General features: G+C 69.7%; 15 protein-coding genes and 1 pseudogene. 10 read left to right on the top strand and 6 right to left on the bottom strand.

What is annotated here, in order from left to right:
* Window positions 1-55: 55 nt before the first annotated feature.
* From D7W82_RS17720 to D7W82_RS17705, 4 genes are read left to right on the top strand one after another with little or no spacing between them, the layout of a single operon-like run.
* On the top strand, window positions 56-1159 hold the full coding sequence (locus tag D7W82_RS17720) for a hypothetical protein (RefSeq protein ID WP_120619485.1): 1104 nt from the start codon (window positions 56-58) through the stop codon (window positions 1157-1159).
* 11 nt (window positions 1160-1170) lie between these two features.
* Complete coding sequence (acs, locus tag D7W82_RS17715; RefSeq protein WP_120619484.1) at window positions 1171-3135, top strand: acetate--CoA ligase; 1965 nt, start codon at window positions 1171-1173, stop codon at window positions 3133-3135.
* Between the two features lie 38 nt (window positions 3136-3173).
* Window positions 3174-3452, top strand: coding sequence for a DUF485 domain-containing protein (locus D7W82_RS17710; RefSeq protein WP_120619483.1), 279 nt, complete (start codon window positions 3174-3176; stop codon window positions 3450-3452).
* Window positions 3453-3462: 10 nt separating this feature from the next.
* Window positions 3463-5073, top strand: coding sequence for a sodium/solute symporter (locus tag D7W82_RS17705; RefSeq protein WP_120619482.1), 1611 nt, complete (start codon window positions 3463-3465; stop codon window positions 5071-5073).
* Between the two features lie 102 nt (window positions 5074-5175).
* Here the strand turns inward: D7W82_RS17705 and D7W82_RS17700 are convergent, their stop codons facing one another.
* Both D7W82_RS17700 and D7W82_RS17695 read right to left on the bottom strand, forming a co-directional pair.
* Window positions 5176-6270, bottom strand: coding sequence for an alpha/beta fold hydrolase (locus D7W82_RS17700; protein WP_120619481.1), 1095 nt, complete (start codon window positions 6268-6270; stop codon window positions 5176-5178).
* Window positions 6271-6314: 44 nt separating this feature from the next.
* A complete protein-coding gene (locus D7W82_RS17695; RefSeq protein WP_120619480.1) occupies window positions 6315-7079 on the bottom strand; it encodes a hypothetical protein in 765 nt (254 codons plus the stop codon).
* A gap of 141 nt (window positions 7080-7220) precedes the next feature.
* On the opposite strand from D7W82_RS17695, the gene D7W82_RS17690 reads away from it, so the two are divergent.
* From D7W82_RS17690 to D7W82_RS17680, 3 genes are all read left to right on the top strand, one after another.
* Window positions 7221-8075 carry an ion transporter gene (locus D7W82_RS17690; RefSeq protein WP_120619479.1) on the top strand — a complete coding sequence of 285 codons (855 nt, stop codon included), beginning with the start codon at window positions 7221-7223 and terminating at the stop codon, window positions 8073-8075.
* Between the two features lie 21 nt (window positions 8076-8096).
* Window positions 8097-9674 (top strand): N-6 DNA methylase, encoded by a 1578-nt coding sequence (locus tag D7W82_RS17685; protein ID WP_120619478.1) that lies wholly within the window; start codon window positions 8097-8099, stop codon window positions 9672-9674.
* A gap of 111 nt (window positions 9675-9785) precedes the next feature.
* The gene (locus D7W82_RS17680; protein WP_171424968.1) at window positions 9786-10343 is read left to right on the top strand and encodes a superoxide dismutase family protein; all 558 of its coding nucleotides are present in this window, start codon (window positions 9786-9788) and stop codon (window positions 10341-10343) included.
* 48 nt (window positions 10344-10391) lie between these two features.
* On the opposite strand, the gene D7W82_RS17675 is transcribed toward D7W82_RS17680, so the two are convergent.
* Genes D7W82_RS17675 through D7W82_RS17660 form a run of 4 tightly spaced genes read right to left on the bottom strand, consistent with a single transcriptional unit; the run spans window position 10392 to window position 14586 of the window.
* Window positions 10392-11009: a PIN domain-containing protein gene (locus D7W82_RS17675; RefSeq protein ID WP_120619477.1), complete on the bottom strand. Its 618-nt coding sequence runs from the start codon at window positions 11007-11009 to the stop codon at window positions 10392-10394.
* Window positions 11006-11482, bottom strand: coding sequence for a hypothetical protein (locus tag D7W82_RS17670; protein WP_120619476.1), 477 nt, complete (start codon window positions 11480-11482; stop codon window positions 11006-11008). Before D7W82_RS17670 ends, D7W82_RS17675 begins: the two co-directional genes overlap by 4 nt.
* A 37-nt stretch (window positions 11483-11519) precedes the next feature.
* On the bottom strand, window positions 11520-13799 hold the full coding sequence (locus D7W82_RS17665; protein ID WP_120619475.1) for a glutamine amidotransferase: 2280 nt from the start codon (window positions 13797-13799) through the stop codon (window positions 11520-11522).
* 28 nt (window positions 13800-13827) lie between these two features.
* Window positions 13828-14586, bottom strand: a complete 759-nt coding sequence (locus tag D7W82_RS17660; RefSeq protein ID WP_120619474.1) for a DUF4159 domain-containing protein — start codon at window positions 14584-14586, stop codon at window positions 13828-13830.
* 56 nt (window positions 14587-14642) lie between these two features.
* Here D7W82_RS17660 and D7W82_RS17655 point away from each other — a divergent pair, with 56 nt between their 5' ends.
* From D7W82_RS17655 to D7W82_RS17645, 3 genes and pseudogenes are all read left to right on the top strand, one after another.
* Entirely contained in the window at window positions 14643-14927 is a 285-nt protein-coding gene (locus D7W82_RS17655) for a molecular chaperone DnaJ (protein ID WP_120619473.1), read from the top strand.
* Window positions 14928-14954: 27 nt separating this feature from the next.
* On the top strand, window positions 14955-15662 hold the full coding sequence (locus D7W82_RS17650) for a hypothetical protein (protein ID WP_120619472.1): 708 nt from the start codon (window positions 14955-14957) through the stop codon (window positions 15660-15662).
* 81 nt (window positions 15663-15743) lie between these two features.
* Window positions 15744-16652 (top strand): annotated as a pseudogene (locus tag D7W82_RS17645) (hypothetical protein); the annotation flags it as partial.

Genomic DNA, 16652 nt, shown 5'->3' with positions numbered 1-16652 from the left:
TTGAAACCCGGAGCGCGCCCGGGTGGAACGGGCGTTGCTCAGGGGATGGGGACCCATGCGCCCCGTCCCCCATCTCCTTTCGCGGTTCCTGGTGCTCACGGCCCTGCTGACCGCGCTGCCGGCGGCGGCGGGGAAGATTCAATTGGGCGAGGACGCGGTCCTCAACGTGGACGTGCTGCTGCATCCGCAGATGCAGCTCATCAAGGACGGCGCGCCCACGGGCGGCGTGGGGACGGACTTCTTCCTGCGCCGCGTGCGGCTGCTCCTCTTCGGCAACATCACGAAGAGGCTGTCGTTCTTCATCGACACGGACCAGCCGAACTTCGGCAAGAACGGCGACTACAGCATCGCCTTCTTCATCCAGGACGCCACGGTCGCGTACGAGTTCGCGGACAAGACGTGGGTGGAGGCGGGCTTCATCCTCGCGCCGCTGTCGCACCACGCGCTTCAGGGCGCCATCGCGCTCCAGACGGTGGACTACCACTCCGACCTCATCCGCTACCCGCCAGGCGTGGGCAAGGTGTGGCGCGACATGGGCGTGCAGGTGCGCGGCTTCGCGGGCCCGTGGACGTACCGCGCCGCCATCCTCAACGGCGTGGAGGGCGCGAAGCTGGAGAACGGCCAGACGGTCAACGCGGACGACCTGCCGCGCGTCGTGGGGCACGCCCGCTACAACGTCTGGGGCCACGAGTACGACCAGTTCCTGCGCGGCATCTACTTCACGGACCAGCCCCTGCTGTCGTTCGGCGTGGGCGGTGACTACCAGTACGGCGCCATCGCCACCGCCTCCGGCGTGCACGACGCGGTGGCCCTGGCGGCGGACGTGTTCCTGGACATCCCCATCGGGGACAACCAGGAGTTCGTCTTCCAGAGCAACGTCTTCTCCTGGCAGCAGGGCTTCGACAACGCGCGCAGCGGCACCGGCTTCTTCGTGGAGCTGGGCTACCGCATCGGCATCGTCCAGCCCGTCTTCTCCAGCGAGTACTTCAACGGGCGCGTGGCGCGGACGGACCTGCTCACGCTCAAGCCCGGCCTCAACCTCTGGTTCCAGAAGCACACCTTCAACCTGAAGACGGAGGTGGCCGTGTCGCGCGTGGGAGACATCGCCCATGCGCCCACGGGCATCACCGGCACCGCCCAGCTCCAGCTCTTCTACTGAGGACTCCACCCATGGCCACCGACACGGATTCGCTCTTCCAGCCCCAGGAAGCCTTCCGCCGTACCGCGCACGTGAAGAGCCTGGAGGAGTACCAGCGCCTCTACCGCCAGAGCCTGGAGGCCCCGGACGCCTTCTGGGGCGAACAGGCCCGGCAGCTCACCTGGTTCCACCCGCCAGAGTCCATCCGCGAGGTGAACGAACAGGCCGCCGACTTCGCCTGGTTCGTGGGCGGCAAGCTCAACGTCACCGTCAACTGCGTGGACCGCCACGCGAAGGCGCGCCCGGACAAGGCCGCCATCCTCTGGGCCAAGAACTCGCCCGGCGAGTACGAGACCATCACCTTCCGCGACCTCGCGCACCACGTGAACCGCCTGGCCAACGTGCTCAAGGCGCACGGCGTGCGGAGGGGCGACCGCGTCATCATCTACCTGCCCATGATTCCGGAGCTGGTGTACTCGCTGCTGGCGTGCGCGCGCATCGGCGCGGTGCACTCGGTGGTGTTCGCGGGCTTCTCCGCGGACTCGCTGCGCGAGCGCGTGCTGGACTCCGGCGCGAAGGTCGTCATCACCGCCAATGAAGGCCCGCGCGGCCCCAAGAGCGTGGCCACCAAGGCCATCACCGACGAGGCCCTGGACGGCCTGTCCCAGGTGGCGTCCGTGCTCGTCGCGCGCCGCACGCCCAAGGAAGTGCCCATGCGCGAGGGGCGCGACCACTGGCTGGACGTGGAGGTCCAGAAGCACCGGGGCGTCTGCCCCGCGGAGTGGATGGACGCGGAGGACCCGCTGTTCATCCTCTACACCTCCGGCTCCACCGGGAAGCCCAAGGGCGTGTTGCACACGACGGGTGGATACCTCGTCTACGCGAACACGACGTTCCGCTACATCTTCGACACGCAGCCGGACGACGTGCACTTCTGCACCGCGGACGTGGGCTGGGTGACGGGCCACTCGTATCTCGTGTACGGCCCGCTCTCCACCGGCACCACCACGGTCCTCTTCGAGTCCACGCCGACGTGGCCGGACGCGAGCCGCCTCTGGCAGGTGGTGGACGACCTGAAGGCCACCACGCTCTACACCGCGCCCACCGCGCTGCGCTCGCTCATCAAGGAAGGCGACAGCTTCGTCACGAAGTCGTCCCGCGAGTCGCTGCGCCTGTTGGGCAGCGTGGGCGAGCCCATCAACCCGGAGGTCTGGCGCTGGTTCCACGACGTGGTGGGCGAGGGCCGCTGCCCCGTGGTGGACACCTGGTGGCAGACGGAGACGGGCGGCATCCTCATCGCGCCGCTGCCGGGCGCGACGCCCTGCAAGCCCGGCAGCGCCACCCTGCCCTTCTTCGGCGTGGAGCCGGTGCTGGTGGATGAGGAGGGCCGCAAGCTGGAAGGCAACGGCGTCAACGGCAACCTGTGCCTCGCGCGGTCGTGGCCGGGTCAGGCGCGCACGCTGTACGGGCACCACTCCCGCTTCGTGGAGACGTACTACGCGCGCTTCCTGCCGCTGTACTTCACCGGCGACGGCTGCCGCCGCGACGAGGACGGCTACTACTGGATCACCGGCCGCGTGGACGACGTGCTCAACGTGTCCGGCCACCGCCTGGGCACCGCCGAGGTGGAGAGCGCGCTCGTCGCCCACGAGGCCGTCGCCGAGGCCGCCGTGGTCGGCTTCCCGCATGACCTGAAGGGCACGGGCGTGTGCGCCTTCGTCACGGTGAAGCCGGACTTCCTGCGCACCCCGGACGAGAAGATGGTGGGCAGCTTGCGCGAACAGGTGCGGCACGTGATTGGGCCCATCGCCACGCCAGACCGGGTGGTGCTGGTGTCGGGCCTGCCCAAGACGCGCTCCGGAAAGATTCTCCGCCGCATGCTCCGGAAGATCGCCGGCGGAGAGACGGAGAACCTGGGTGACGCGAGCACGCTCGCGGACCCCGCGGTGCTGGATGAGCTGCTCACCAAGGGCCTGCCTCCCGCCCCCCGCCGCTGAAACACGGTCCCTTTCACGCTTCGCAAGGAGGAACACCGATGTACGGCAATTCCAAGGACGAGGCGTTGAAGGCGCTCGCCGCGCGGCGCTGGCGCGTGGCGGGTGCGCTCACGGTGGCGATGCTGGTGGCCTACCTGGGCTTCATCCTGCTGGTGGCCTTCAACCGGCCGCTGATGGGGCACCAGTTCGTGCCGGGGCTGTCCGTCGGCATCGTGCTGGGGGCGCTCACCATCCTCTTCGCCTGGGTGCTGACGGGCGTCTACATGAGCTGGGCCAACCGCAAGTACGACAGCGCCCTCGACGAGCTGCGCCGCTGAAAGGCCAACCATGAATCCCACGACCGCGGGCACTCGGATTGGCCAGCCCAACACCACGGCCATCGTCTTCTTCCTCCTCTTCGTCAGCATCACGCTGGCCATCACATACTGGGCGGCGCGCAAGACCAAGACGACGTCGGAGTTCTTCGCCGCCGGGGGCGGCATCAGCGCCGGACAGAACGGCTTCGCGCTGGCGGGCGACTTCATGAGCGCCGCCAGCTTCCTGGGCATCGCGGGGCTCGTGGCCACGTCCGGCTTCGACGGGCTCATCTACTCCGTGGGCTGGCTGGTGGGCTGGCCCGTGGTGACCTTCCTCATCGCGGAGCCCCTGCGCAACCTGGGCAAGTACACCTTCGCGGACGTGGTGGCCTACCGCCTGAAGCAGACCCCGGTGCGGCTGTCCGCCGCGGTGGGCACGCTCACCGTCGTCGTCTTCTACCTGATTGCCCAGATGGTGGGCGCGGGCAACCTCATCCGCCTGCTGTTCGGCCTCTCCTATGAGACGGCCGTCGTCATCGTGGGCGCGGTGATGATCCTCTACGTGCTCTTCGGCGGGATGATCGCCACCACGTGGGTGCAGATCGTCAAGGCGGTGCTGCTGCTGGGCGGCGCGACGGCGCTGGCCATCTCGGTGCTGTACCAGTTCGGCTTCAGCCCCGCGGCGCTCTTCAGCGAGGCGGTGAACCGCTACGGGCCGGAGGCGCTGGCGCCGGGCAAGCTGGTGTCCAACCCGCTGGAGACCCTCTCCCTGGGCCTGGCGCTGATGTTCGGCACGGCGGGCCTGCCGCACATCCTGATGCGCTTCTACACGGTGCCCAACGCGAAGGCGGCGCGCACCAGCGTGTTCTACGCCACGGGCCTCATCGGCTTCTTCTACCTGGTGACGTTCATCCTGGGCTTCGGCGCGTCCGTGCTGGTGGGCCGTCAGGCCATCGTGAGCGTGGACAAGGGCGGCAACATGGCGGCGCCCATGCTGGCGGAGGTGGTGGGCGGCACGGGCTTCCTGGGCTTCATCTCCGCGGTGTCGTTCGCCACCATCCTCGCGGTGGTGGCGGGCCTGACGCTGTCGGGCGCGGCGGCGCTGTCCCACGACCTGTGGTCCAGCGTGGTGCGCAAGGGGCACGCGCCGGAGGCGGAGCAGCTCAAGGTGGCGCGCATCGCCAGCCTCGCGCTGGGCATCCTGGCCATCATCCTGGGCGTCGTCTTCAAGAACCAGAACGTGGCCTTCATGGTGGGCCTGGCGTTCGCCATCGCGGCGAGCGCGAACTTCCCCGCGCTGCTCCTGTCCATGCTGTGGAGGAACTTCACCACCAAGGGCGCGGTGGCCAGCATGCTCACCGGGTCCATCAGCGCGGTGCTGCTCATCTTCCTGTCGCCCACGGTGCAGGTGGAGCTGCTCGGCAACGCGTCCGCCCTCTTCCCGCTGAAGAACCCGGGCATCGTCACCATCCCGCTGTCCTTCATCGTGGGCTGGGTGGTGTCGCTGCTGGCGCCGGAGGCGGAGGCGTCCGCGCGGTTCGCGGAGGTGGAGCACCGCATGCACGTGGGCGCGGGGGTGGCGCCGCCTCCGGTGCCGGCGCCGGTGCCCACGGGCCTCCCGGAGGTTCCGCAAAAGATTTGAGGCTGCTCGGCCGTCCTTCACGGTTTCTTCCTCGGCGTGGAGGACAGGGCGGAACCCGGGAGTTTCCAAAGGGGCTCGGGTTCCGCCTTTCTTTTTCCGTCGCTACTTCCCGCGCGTGAGCGGGAGCACGTCGTTCACCAGGTGCACGAGCACCTTGCCGGGCTCCTCCTCGTGCACCATGTGCGCGGAGTCCTCGAACCAGACGAGCTTCTTCGACGGGGCCTGGACGGTGGGGAACCAGGCCTCCAGGAGCTGCGCGGACACGGTGCGGTCGTGCCGGCCGTGGAAGAAGACGACGGGCACGGCGAAGCGGTTGGCCTTCGTGAGGTTCATCTGGGAGATGGGCCCCCAGAACCTCTCGAGGCTCAGGTCCAGGCCCGCGTCGCGCGCGTCCATGTCCTTGTCGGTGACGTCCGGGCTGTAGCGCCAGACCTGGGCGCCGTGCCAGTCCGGCGCGCGCCAGCCGTGGGCCTCGTAGTGCGAGCGCCAGCGGCGCTCCTTGTGCAGGTTGGCCAGCGTGCGCGCGGGGTCCTTGGGGTCCGGAAACGGAGCGATGGACTCCAGGTCCGCGATGGCCTTCTTGTTGCCATCCGCCTTCGCCGCGGCGAGCGTGGCCTCGTAGCCCAGGACCTCGTTCCTCGGCACGTCCAATCCCTGACCGATGCCCACGTACGCGTCGAACCAGTCCGGGTGCTTCTGGACGAGCTTCACGCCCAGCAAGCTGCCCCAGCTGTGGCCCACGAGCACGATGCGCTTCTTGCCGTACGTCTTGCGCAGGTACGCGACGACCTCCTCCGCGTCCGCGACCATGCGGTCCACCGTCATCGTGGGCTTCACCTTGTCGGCCGGGGTGAGCGCATACGTCTTCCCCGCGCCCCGCTGGTCCCAGTGCGCGACGGTGAAGTACTCCTCCCATTCGCCCTGGTAGAAGTACGCGGTGGGCAGCGCGGTGAAGCCCGGCCCGCCGTGCAGGAAGAGCAGCAGCGGGTTGTCCTTGTGGCGCCCGCGCACCGAAATCCACTGGTCGATGCCTCCGATGCGCACGGCCTCGGCCTTCTCGATGCCATCCGTGAGCACGCTGCGGCGGGCTTCGCGCATGACCGCCTGGGGGGTGGGCGCTTCGCCCGCGGCGGCGGGGAGGGCCGTGAGCGACAGGCCCAACAGGGAGCAGGAGACGGTGTCTTTCAGGGTGCGCATGTCCCCTGAACGGACGACCCTCCCGCCGATTGCCTGGACCCGGTTCAGGGATGGGCGCGCTGGTGTTCCTGGAGCGACCGCAGCGGCTCCTGGTCCACGCGGATGCGTCCTCGCGTGGGGAAGTCCAGGTCCAGAAGAGTGAACGTCACGGCGGTCAGGATGACCACGAACAGGACCCAGGAGAGGAACCCGCGCACGTGCGCCTCCGGCCGGTACCCCAGGAGCACGCCAGCGCCGAGCATCCCGACGAGCAGCAAGCCGAGGATGGAGGTCGGGATGTGGTTGCGGGCCGCCGCCAGGCGCTCGTCGCCAACGTCGAACACGTCGTTCATCGCCTGGGTGAGGAGGATGAGCACGGGGGCCTCCATCCGGGGCGCCAGCGCCTCCAGCCGGGTCCAGAGCTCCGTCTGGAGCGAGTCCGACTCCTGGAGCTTCCTCGCGAAGACGTCCGGTTCATTCGCGGCGGCGTGTCCCTCCAGGCGGAGGTCGGTGTAGCGGCGCAGCCAGGCGCGCATCTCGCCGCGCGAGGGCTCCGGAAGGAAGCCGAGGCGCAGGTAGAGCGTGCCAATGGCGTTCGACTCCTTCACCACGAGGGCGCGGCGCATCGAGTACCGGTCCGAGGCCATGGAGAAGGAGAAGGCCAGCAGCAGCGCCACCAAGCCGAGCACCGACGCCTGGAGCGCCGACACGTCACCGAGGCCCGGCTTCCGGTGGCTGAGCCGGTGGCCGGCCTCCAGGCACAGGAAGAGCAGGCCCATCACCAGCAGGGCGAGCAGCCGCACGGGGATGCCGTCGAGGATTCGCATCATTCGCCGGAGCCGCTCCGCCCCTTGGACAGGACCGCCAGGAACGTCGGACCGGCAACCGCCCCTGGCAAGCCCGCCGCCGGTCCAGGGGGCAGGGACGCTGTTGAACGTTCCGCGAAGGATTGCGCCTAAGCTGCGCGGCCTGTGGACCGTCCCTCCGAACAGAGCCCCCCGAGCGGCTTCCGCGCCCGCCTGCACACGATCATCTTCGAAGCGGACACCCCGGCGGGGAGGGCGTTCGACATCGCCCTGCTCTGGGCCATCGTGTTCAGCGTGGTGGCGGTGATGCTGGAGAGCGTCGCGCAGGTGCGCGCGGAGCATGCCCACGCGCTGCACGTGGCCGAATGGGTCTTCACGGTGCTGTTCGCGCTGGAGTACGTGCTGCGGCTCGTCGCGGTGCGCCAGCCGCTGCACTACGCGCGCAGCTTCTTCGGCATCGTGGACCTGATGGCGCTGCTGCCGTCGTTCCTGAGCGTGTTGCTACCGGGGGCGCAGACGCTGCTGGTCATCCGCGTGCTGCGCCTCTTGCGCGTCTTCCGCATCCTCAAGCTGGGGCACCTCCTGGGTCAGGCGGAGGTGCTGCTCACGGCGCTGCGCGCGAGCCGCCCCAAGATCATCGTCTTCCTGGGCACCGTGTTGAGCATCGACGTCATCATGGGCGCGGTCATGTACATGGTGGAGGGCGAGGAGAACGGCTTCGACAGCATCCCCCGCTCCATGTACTGGGCCATCGTGACGATGACGACGGTGGGCTTCGGGGACATCACGCCCAAGACGGTGACGGGGCAGTTCCTCGCGTCCATCCTGATGGTGATGGGCTACGGCATCATCGCGGTGCCCACGGGCATCGTGTCGGTGGAGCTCGCTGCCGCCACGCGTCAGGCGGTGGATACCCAGGCGTGCCCGGGTTGTGGCGCACAGGGTCATGACCTGGATGCGAGCTTTTGCAAACGCTGCGGCACGGCATTGGACTGGGCCCCCTCGCAGCCCCCCGGGTGAATCTGTCTAGGATGGCCCGGCATGGCCCGCGCCATCGACACGCCCGAGCTGGACGAGGAACGGCTGGTCCACCAGTTCCCCGGCATCAACCGCAAGGCGGTGGGCGCGTTCTACACGCCCGCGCCCATCGTGGAGCGCACGCTCGCGCTGGCGCTGTCACACCTGGGAGACGGGCCGCTCACCGTGGTGGATCCGGCCTGTGGCGCGGGGGCCTTCCTCGCCGCCGCCGCGCGGCACCGTCCGGACGCGAGGCTGTGCGGCCTGGAGCTGGATGAAGGCGTCGCCCGCCTGTGCCAGGCCCGCGTGCCGGGCGCGGACGTGCGCGTGGGGGATGCGCTCCGGAGCGGGCTGGAGCCGCTGCTCGCACAGACGCCGGAGGGGCACGCGGAGCTATGGGTGGGCAACCCGCCCTACAACGGCACGTCCGCGGTGCTGAAGGACGCGGCCTGCTACGCGAGGCTGCGCGCCCTGGTGCCGCTGGAGATGCCGCCGGGCACGAGCCTCCGGGATGACTTCGCGTTCTTCCTCCTCGTCGCCATGAAGCGGCTGACGGCCCGGCCGGGAGTGCTGGCCTTCATCACGCCCGCGAGCCTGCTGGAGTCGTTCATCTACGCGCCGCTGCGCCACGCGCTGCTGCAAGCGCTCCACCTGCGCGAGGTGGTGGACCTGGGCCCGGGCATCTTCACGGGCACGCAGGTGCGCACGTGCATCACGGTGTGGACGTCGCGCTCTGACGCCAACGCCTCCGCGCCCCGCTACGAGCACAAGGGCGTGGGCCAGTGCTTCACACCCGAGGCTCCCGAGTGGCGGCTCTCCCCCATCGCGCAGGAAGCCGCCGCGCTGGACGCGGACTGGCGGGCGCGGGGCGAGCTGCTCACCACGCTCATCCCGGTGAGCCTGCCCGGGGTGAAGACGCGCTTCGACGAGCTGCTGGTGGACGCGGACCGGGAGCGGCTGCTCGCGCGCCTCCGGGCCTTCTGCGCCGCGACGCAGGACACGCTGGAGGACTTCGCGCGGGAGCACGGCCTGGAGCCCGCGCTGCTGCCCAAGCTGCGCGCGCTGAAGCACGGGCCCGCGCTGGAGGTGGACACAAGCCACGTGCGCCCGTTCTTCCGCTACGGCGGCGCGAGGCACCGGGGCGCGGTGCCTCCAGAGGCGAAGGCGTTCTGCTACCTGGACCGGCGGCTGATTCCCCGGGGAGACCACCGGCTGCGCGGTCCGTATGATCCGCACGAGGAGGCGGTGAAGCTCCTGTTCAACGTGCGCGAGCTGCCCCTGTCCGCGGCGCTGCTGGAGGAGCCCGGCTGCGTGCACGACCACCGCCACGCGCGGTTCGCGCCGCTGTACGTCCCTCAGAGGCTCCGGGACGAAGGCCTGGGCATCACCCGGGGCGCCAGGTCCCGCGAGTCCCTAGGCCCGCTGGTGCCGAACCTGTCACCCCGGGGCAGCGCCTGGGCGGAAGGCCTGGGCGGGCCGGAGGCGGCGTTCCGCGCGGTGATGCGCTTCCTGAACGGGACGCAGGTGCAGCGCGTCTGGGCCCCCGCGTTCGGAGCGTCCCGGGTGGTGCCGGTGCCGCTGGAGGGCCCGCTGCCGGAGTGATGACTCCCCATCACCGGACGCATGCGGGGGTGGACATTCTCCTGCGAAGGACGCGGCGGGTGGGTAGTGTCCAGCGCCGCTGCGTTACCCATTCCAGGAGTCTTTGAAACCATGACGATTCGTCCCCTGCTTGTCGCTGCCGCGCTGTTCACCACGCCCGCCCTGGCCCAGGACGCCGGGACGCCGGCCCCCGCGGACGCGGGCGCGAAGCCCGCCATCAAGAAGGGCGAGACGGTGAAGGCGATGCTGAAGGACGCCCAGGGCAAGGACGTGGGCGAGGTGACGATGGAGCAGGCCCCCAAGGGCGTGCTGGTGAAGGGCACGCTGATGAACCTGCCCGCGGGCGAGCACGCCTTCCACATCCACGAGACGGGCAAGTGCGAGGCGCCGGACTTCAAGACGGCGGGCGGCCACTTCAACCCGACGAAGAAGCAGCACGGCGCGCTGTCGCCCAAGGGCCAGCACGCCGGTGACCTGCCGAACCTCTACGTCCCCCAGGAAGGCAAGGTGCAGTTCGACGTCTTCCTCCCCGACCTCAAGGTGAAGTCGCTGCTCGACAAGGACGGCTCCGCGGTCATGGTCCACGCCAAGCTGGACGACTACCGCACCGACCCGACCGGCGACGCCGGTGGCCGCATCGCCTGCGGCGTGGTGGAGAAGGCGGAGTAGTCACTGCATCACGGCCGATGCCTGTTCATCAGGCATCGGCCCGTTTCATCAGGACATGGCTCGAAGCCCTGCTTGAACGGCGCCCAGTCCATCGTCGAAGCGCGTGATCAACTTGCAGTGCAACTGCCGCAGCGCCAGCTTGACGCTGGACACATCGAAGTCGTTCGAGTTCCGGTTCAGGAAAAGCGATGGCCCCGCATCCTCTTCCAGTCGAGCCATGACGGACGCAAGCACCACCGCATCCGGGAACTGGAGCCGGATGTCTTCCGCCTCCAGGCTCGCGGCTCGAGCGATGACGTCCGCGTCGACAGGAAACACGTCCGCGCATTGAAGCACCCGCGCCCGGATGGATTCCAGTCGCTGCTCCGCGTCGGAGGTGTCCTTCACGAGAGAGGCGATCACCTCATTCCACGCATGCTGCTGGGGCTCGGAAAAACCCTCGCTCCGCTTTCGCTTTTCCAGTTCCTTCGCCAATCGGCTCTGAAGGGCTTCGGCGTCGGGGATCTCGCGCCGGAGCTTCTCGGCGGGCTCGATGAAGCAAAAAGCAGGAATGCAAAGCTGGAGGGCCTTCGACTCCGCGAGATGGAGCAGTTGTTCACACGCCAGGGACTGCTCCTGCCTGAAGGCCAGCTCCAGGATGAAGTTCGTCTCGACGAAGACCCTCAAGCGTGTGCACCTCGTACCACCTCTCCATGGGCCATGGCTCGTGGCAGTCCTGTCCGCATCAGGGGAGTACGCTTGTCCTCACTATCGTCCGCGGAGGTCAGCTCAATAAGCCACCACGACACCAGCATGCCGAAAGCCAGGGGCCGGATGTCCTTGGGGCCAGTCCCGACGCGCTCGTAATAGGGCCCCAGGATGTGCGTGGCATCGAGCACCCACGTAGGCATGCCCCGCCCCTTCACTTTGGATGGCGCCCAGACATAGAGCTTGTCGGGTGTGACCAGCAGGAAGAACTCGCCACGAGGCCGCAGGTCGACGGACTCCAGATTGAGCCAGTAACCCGCCGCCCATTCGCGGGTCGTGCCCAGGCGCGCTTTGACATCCGCCTGGACCTTCGCCTGCCCGGACCGGTCATAGACCGTGAAGTCGAAGTTCGACGGAGGATGCGAATGCGGCCCGGAATGCGATTCCATCATACCTCCATCGTAAGGAGCGGTCTGACATCCCAGCGGGTCACACGTACCCGAACCGCCGCCGCGCGAACCACTCCGCGCCCAGCAGCGCGATGAGCGCCACCAGGTAGTACCAGCGGTCCCACAGCGGCTGGTCCTTCGCGCGCCCCACCTCCACCACCGGCGGATCCAACAGCGGCACGTCCGGCATCCCGCCCTGCGGAAGCTTGTACGCCTTGCCCTCCGTGACGCTGGCGATCTGCTCCATCAGCGTCGGCCGCACCGACGCGTCCGACAGCTCCGGGCCCACCGCGCGCACCGCCACCGCGTCCTCGCCCTTGCCCAGGTCCGTCTCGCCCTTCTTCGCGGACGCGAGCAGCTTGTACGGCCCCGGCGCCGGCGGCGCGAACTCCAGCCGCACCACGCCGTCCGCCCCCGCCGTGCCCGTCTGCACCGCCACCGGCTTCTGCGTCGCCACGGAGAACAGCTCCACCCGCACCTGCGCGCCCTCCGCCGGCTGGTAGTCCGCCATCCGCGCCTGCACCACCACGCCCACCGGACGCCCCGGCTCCACCGACGGCGGATCCGCCGTCACCTTCAGCGTCGTCAGGTCGGGGTCCCGCACCAGCCAGCGCAGCGCATTGCCCCAGAAGCGGTCATACGCCCGGTTCGGCGAACCCTCCCGGTGCGCCGTGAACGCCCACGACCACGTGGCATCCGTCGCCACCACCATCGCCCGGCCCCGCCCGTAGTCCCACACCGACACGAGCGGCGCGTTCTTCCCGTCCACCGTCATGAACGGGTGGTCCATCAGCACCGTCGCCCCCGGCCGGGCCCGCGTCAGGTTCGCGCCCGGAATCGGCGCAAGCTCCCCCCACGTGCCCTCCGTGCTCGCCGCGCCCGTGCCAATGGACGTCACCGGGTGCCGCAGGCCCTCTGGCGTCAGGCGCGGCTTGAACGGATCCGCGTTCGCGGGGCCCGCGGCCTCCACCGGCAGCGCCTCCATCAGCGTGGGCATCGACGCGCGCCCTTCACCCAGCACGCTGTCGCCACCAATCATCACGAACGCGCCGCCCTCGTGGATGTAGCGCTCCAGGTTGCGCTCGTACTCCGCGATGGACAGCGAAGGGTCCGAGTAACCGAAGTTCTGGAAGATGACGACGTCGAACGTGTGCAGCTTCGTGTCGAAGATCTCCTCCATGGGGAACGGGATGAGCGACAGCTCCCGCTCGTTCGACACGCCCGGGTCGTCCGACAGCGTGCGCAGGATGTAGAACGACACCAGGTCCACGTTCGCGTCCTGCTTGAGCAGCCCGCGCAGGAAGCGCTCGTCCCACGACGGCCGCCCCACCACCAGCAGCACGCGCACGCGGTCGCGAATCACCTTCAGCGTGAACGAGCGGCTGTTGTTGTCGCTCACCGCCTCATCCGGGAACGTGGGCACCGTCACCGTGTAGACGAACCGCCCCGTCTGGTCCGGCGTGAAGGTGAAGGACACCGGCTTCACGTCGTCGCCGGTGGTCATCTTCACCAGCTTGCTCGCCACCGTCTTGCCCTCCTGGCTCAAGACGACGGGGATGTCCTGCCCGGAGAACCCGCGGCCGTGGATCTCCACCTCCACCGTCAGCGAGTTGCGCACGAAGGCGAAGTCATCCACCTTCAGCCCCTCCACCGACAAGTCCTTCAGCGCCTCCTGGCCCACCAGGAACGTGGACACCGGCACGCCCAGGTCCGTGAGCGCCGCGCGCGCCCGGCCCACCGCCCCGGCCTTCAGTTCCGTGTTGTCCGCGCCGTCGCTGAACAAGAGCACGCCGGACAGCTTGCGCGACCCCTGCCCTCCGGACGCCGAGGACCTCAGCGCCGCGAGCAGGTCCGTCGTGCCCGCCCGCGCCGGCTCCTGGGCCAGCTGCGCGGCCGTCACCGGAGAGAGCTCCGGATCCACCCCGTACACCTCCACCGTGAAGCGGTCCTGCCAGGACGCGAACGTGGGCGCCGCCTTCTCCAGGAACGCCGCCACCTGCGCGCTGCGCGTGGGCCCGCCCGGCTCCGACGGGAAGTTCATGGACGCCGAGCGGTCCACCAGCACCGCCACCCGGTTCTTCATCCGCGCCACCTGCAGGTGACGGATGCCGGGCTCCAACAGGAAGAAGAACGCCGCCAGGCCCGCGCCGATGCGCAGGCCCCACAAGAGCAGCTTGCGGCCCCGGGACGGCTCGCGGCGCACGCCCCACGCCGCCAGCGCGATGCCCAGCACCAACCCCACGCCCAACAGCACCAGCGCCCAGACGGGCAGCGGCGACAGGCTGACGAGCTTCCACGCGTTGAAGGACGGGGAGTTCATTCGAGGGTTCGCGCGAGGAAACGCGCTCTCAGCGCCGCTTGTTGAGGATGAGGGGCAGGTGCACCGCGTCGTCCTTGTAGTCCAGACAGAGCGCGTACATGCACAGGTTGATGCCCAGGCGGATGGCCAGCTCGCGCTGCGGCTCGCCGCCCGGGGACACGTCGAACTCGTAGTCGCCGGACTCGCTGCGGCTCCACGCGCCCGCCACGTCGTTCTGCGAGTAGATGATCGCCGCGCGCTTGCCCACGCTCGCCACCAGCGGCAGCGGCTTGTGCAGCAGCCGCCCCGGCGCCGCGTCCAGCAGGAAGAAGGACTTGAAGACGACGTGCGTCCCCGGCGCCTCCTTCAGCGGGCTCTGCGGCAGCACGCGCGCCATCTCCCGGCGGAAGCTGGCGTCGAAGCCGTCCCCGTCGCTGCCGTCGTTGGCGTCCCCGAACACGAAGCCGCCGTACGTCAGGTAGCGGCGCAGGTTGGACACCTCCGCGTCGCTCAGCGCAGGGAAGGGCCCGTCCCCTCCGAAGTAGAGGAACGGGTACTCGAAGAGGTCCGGGCTGCTCAGCGCGAACGGGCGCGCGTCCGGAATCACCTCCACGGACGTGCGCCGCTGCAGCTCCCACGCGAGCCGGCGCAGCCCCGACAGCCGTCCGTCCCAGCGGCCTCCATGCCGGGCCACCGCGGGGATGAAGCGGCTCTTCTCACCGAAGGCGGCCGCACGCCGGGACAGCAGCGGGACGAGCGCGGACGTGGCGAGCAGGAGGTTTCGACGGGAGAGGGGCCGCACAGGCATGGGGACCTGCTTATACCGTCGGCGGGTGCCTGCATTCCCTGGTATAGACGCGCCCCATGGCGAAAGGCGGACAGACGCCCCCGGAGCCCGGCGGCCCCGGCTCGGTTCCGGGTTCCGACGAGGTGCGCGCCGCCTGGGCCCGCAAGGACGCCGGTGACGTGGCCGGCGCCCGGCGGGACGCGCAGCGCATCCTCGCGGGCAGCCCCTCCCCGGAAGACCGCGAACGCGCGGAAGACCTGCTGCGCGCCACCGAAACGCCCCGCGCCCTCTACGGTTACGCGCTCCTGGGCGCCGTCATCCTGGCGGTGCTGCTGGGGCTCGCCTTGACCCGCTATTCCTGACGGCCACAGCCGCTAGGATGGCGCGTCATGGAAGGCTTCCTCCAGGCGCTCAAGTCGTACCAGACCTTCAACCCCTCCGGCTGGGTGGGCATCTATCGACTGCTGCCCATGTGGGTGGGCGTCGTGGTCGCGCTCGTGGGGTTGGTGCTGCTGCTCGCGGGCGGCGGCAAGCTGTTCCGCGTGGTGGCGGGCCCGGTGGGCGCGGTGCTGGGCCTGGTGTGGACGGGCGCCATCACCCAGCGGCTGAACCTGGGCGACCTGGATCCGCGCATGCCCACCCTGGTGGCCGCGGCGCTGATGGCGCTGGGCTTCCTCTTCCCGCCCGCCGTCACCTTCGTGGGCGTGGGCGTGCCGCTGGGGCTGCTGGCGGGCCAGATCGCCGGCCCCAGCGACTTCCTGCTCGGCTTCGGGCCGGGCTTCATCGTGGGCGGCCTGGTGGGCGCCATCCTCCACCGGCAGGTGAGCGGCATCGTCGCGTCGGTGGTGGGCGCGTGGCTGCTGGTGATTGGCGCGCTCGCGGCGCTGCACCAGTTCGGCGGCCTGGTGGAGGCGGTGGCCAGCCGGCCCTGGGGCGTCATCATCGCCGCGCTCCTCTTCGCCCTGGCGGGCAGTGTCTACCAGCTGGCCGTGCGCCCCACGCCCGAGGAGTCGGATCAACAGAAGGCGGAGAGGCAGCGGCAGAAGCAACGGCTGGCGGAGCAGCAGGCGCTCGAGAAGCGCTGGGGGGTCAAGTGACCCCTGTCCCGGCAATCCTTTACGCCGGGGGGGCCGGGGCGTAGATTCCGCCGGCTTTCCCCTCCCCTTCCTCGAGCATCGATGGGCCAGGCCAGCCGCAAGGACAAGGACACGCAGAAGCAGGAAGGGTCGCCCCCGGCGGCCTCCGTCCCGTCTTCCCCGGACGCCGCCCAGCCCGCCGTGCCCCATGAGGGGTGGCGCAAGCCCGCCGGCATGAGCCGCAAGGGGTGGGCCGTCCTCGCGGGCGCCGTCGCCTTCATCCAGCTCCCGCTCATCCACTACGCGCTCTTCCGGGGCCAGGCGGACGTCACCGCGACGGTGCCCTACCAGCAGCCGTTCAACGACCCGGCCGTCGTCTCGCGCGACTTCTTCTCCACCGGCGCCTACTGGCGCGTGACGAACGGGGAGCTCTTGGGCCCCGCGCCCAAGAACAACCCGCTGTGGCTCCAGGCCGCGCTGCCGGACGACGTGGCGGTGGAGTTCGACGTGCGCCCGGAGTACCCGGAGGGCGACATCCGCGTGGAGCTGTTCGGCAACGGCCGCGACCCGGCCTCCGGCTACGTGCTGGTGCAGGGCGGGTGGAACAACAGCCTGTCCGTCATCGCCCGGAAGGACATCAACGCCCCCGCGCTGGACGCGCTCCAGCGCAGGGCCGCGCGCGTCGCGGAGAAGGGCGGCGGCCAGGGCGCGGACCTCGTGGCCACCGGCGTCTTCAAGAAGGACACCCGGGTGCGCGTGGAGTCCCGCGTGGGCACCCCCATCCAGTCCGGCCGCACGTACCACTGGCGCATCGAGCGGCGCGGCAACGTGCTCAAGTGGGCCATCGACGGACAGCTGGTCGCGGAGCTGGACGACCCGTTCCCCCTGAAGGGCAAGGGGCAGGACCGGCTGGGCCTGTCCGGCTGGGAGTCGCAGCTGTTCTTCGACAACCTGCGCATCGGCACGCCGGACTCCATGCCCGCCACCCTGGTGGCGAAGCAGGAGCCCACC

This window comes from Corallococcus sp. CA049B, from assembly GCF_003611685.1.
Classification (GTDB): domain Bacteria; phylum Myxococcota; class Myxococcia; order Myxococcales; family Myxococcaceae; genus Corallococcus; species Corallococcus coralloides.
The sequence above is the reverse complement of the archived record's forward strand: the minus strand, read 5'-3'. Positions and strand labels throughout refer to the sequence as shown.

Bases quoted from the DNA above. Each gene is read 5' to 3' on its own strand.
- D7W82_RS17720 (WP_120619485.1), top strand. From the start codon at position 56: ATGCGCCCCGTCCCCCATCTCCTTTCGCGGTTCCTGGTGCTCACGGCC.
- acs (WP_120619484.1), top strand. From the start codon at position 1,171: ATGGCCACCGACACGGATTCGCTCTTCCAGCCCCAGGAAGCCTTCCGC.
- D7W82_RS17710 (WP_120619483.1), top strand. From the start codon at position 3,174: ATGTACGGCAATTCCAAGGACGAGGCGTTGAAGGCGCTCGCCGCGCGG.
- D7W82_RS17705 (WP_120619482.1), top strand. From the start codon at position 3,463: ATGAATCCCACGACCGCGGGCACTCGGATTGGCCAGCCCAACACCACG.
- D7W82_RS17700 (WP_120619481.1), bottom strand. From the start codon at position 6,270: ATGCGCACCCTGAAAGACACCGTCTCCTGCTCCCTGTTGGGCCTGTCG.
- D7W82_RS17695 (WP_120619480.1), bottom strand. From the start codon at position 7,079: ATGATGCGAATCCTCGACGGCATCCCCGTGCGGCTGCTCGCCCTGCTG.
- D7W82_RS17685 (WP_120619478.1), top strand. From the start codon at position 8,097: ATGGCCCGCGCCATCGACACGCCCGAGCTGGACGAGGAACGGCTGGTC.
- D7W82_RS17680 (WP_171424968.1), top strand. From the start codon at position 9,786: ATGACGATTCGTCCCCTGCTTGTCGCTGCCGCGCTGTTCACCACGCCC.
- D7W82_RS17670 (WP_120619476.1), bottom strand. From the start codon at position 11,482: ATGATGGAATCGCATTCCGGGCCGCATTCGCATCCTCCGTCGAACTTC.
- D7W82_RS17665 (WP_120619475.1), bottom strand. From the start codon at position 13,799: ATGAACTCCCCGTCCTTCAACGCGTGGAAGCTCGTCAGCCTGTCGCCG.
- D7W82_RS17660 (WP_120619474.1), bottom strand. From the start codon at position 14,586: ATGCCTGTGCGGCCCCTCTCCCGTCGAAACCTCCTGCTCGCCACGTCC.
- D7W82_RS17655 (WP_120619473.1), top strand. From the start codon at position 14,643: ATGGCGAAAGGCGGACAGACGCCCCCGGAGCCCGGCGGCCCCGGCTCG.
- D7W82_RS17650 (WP_120619472.1), top strand. From the start codon at position 14,955: ATGGAAGGCTTCCTCCAGGCGCTCAAGTCGTACCAGACCTTCAACCCC.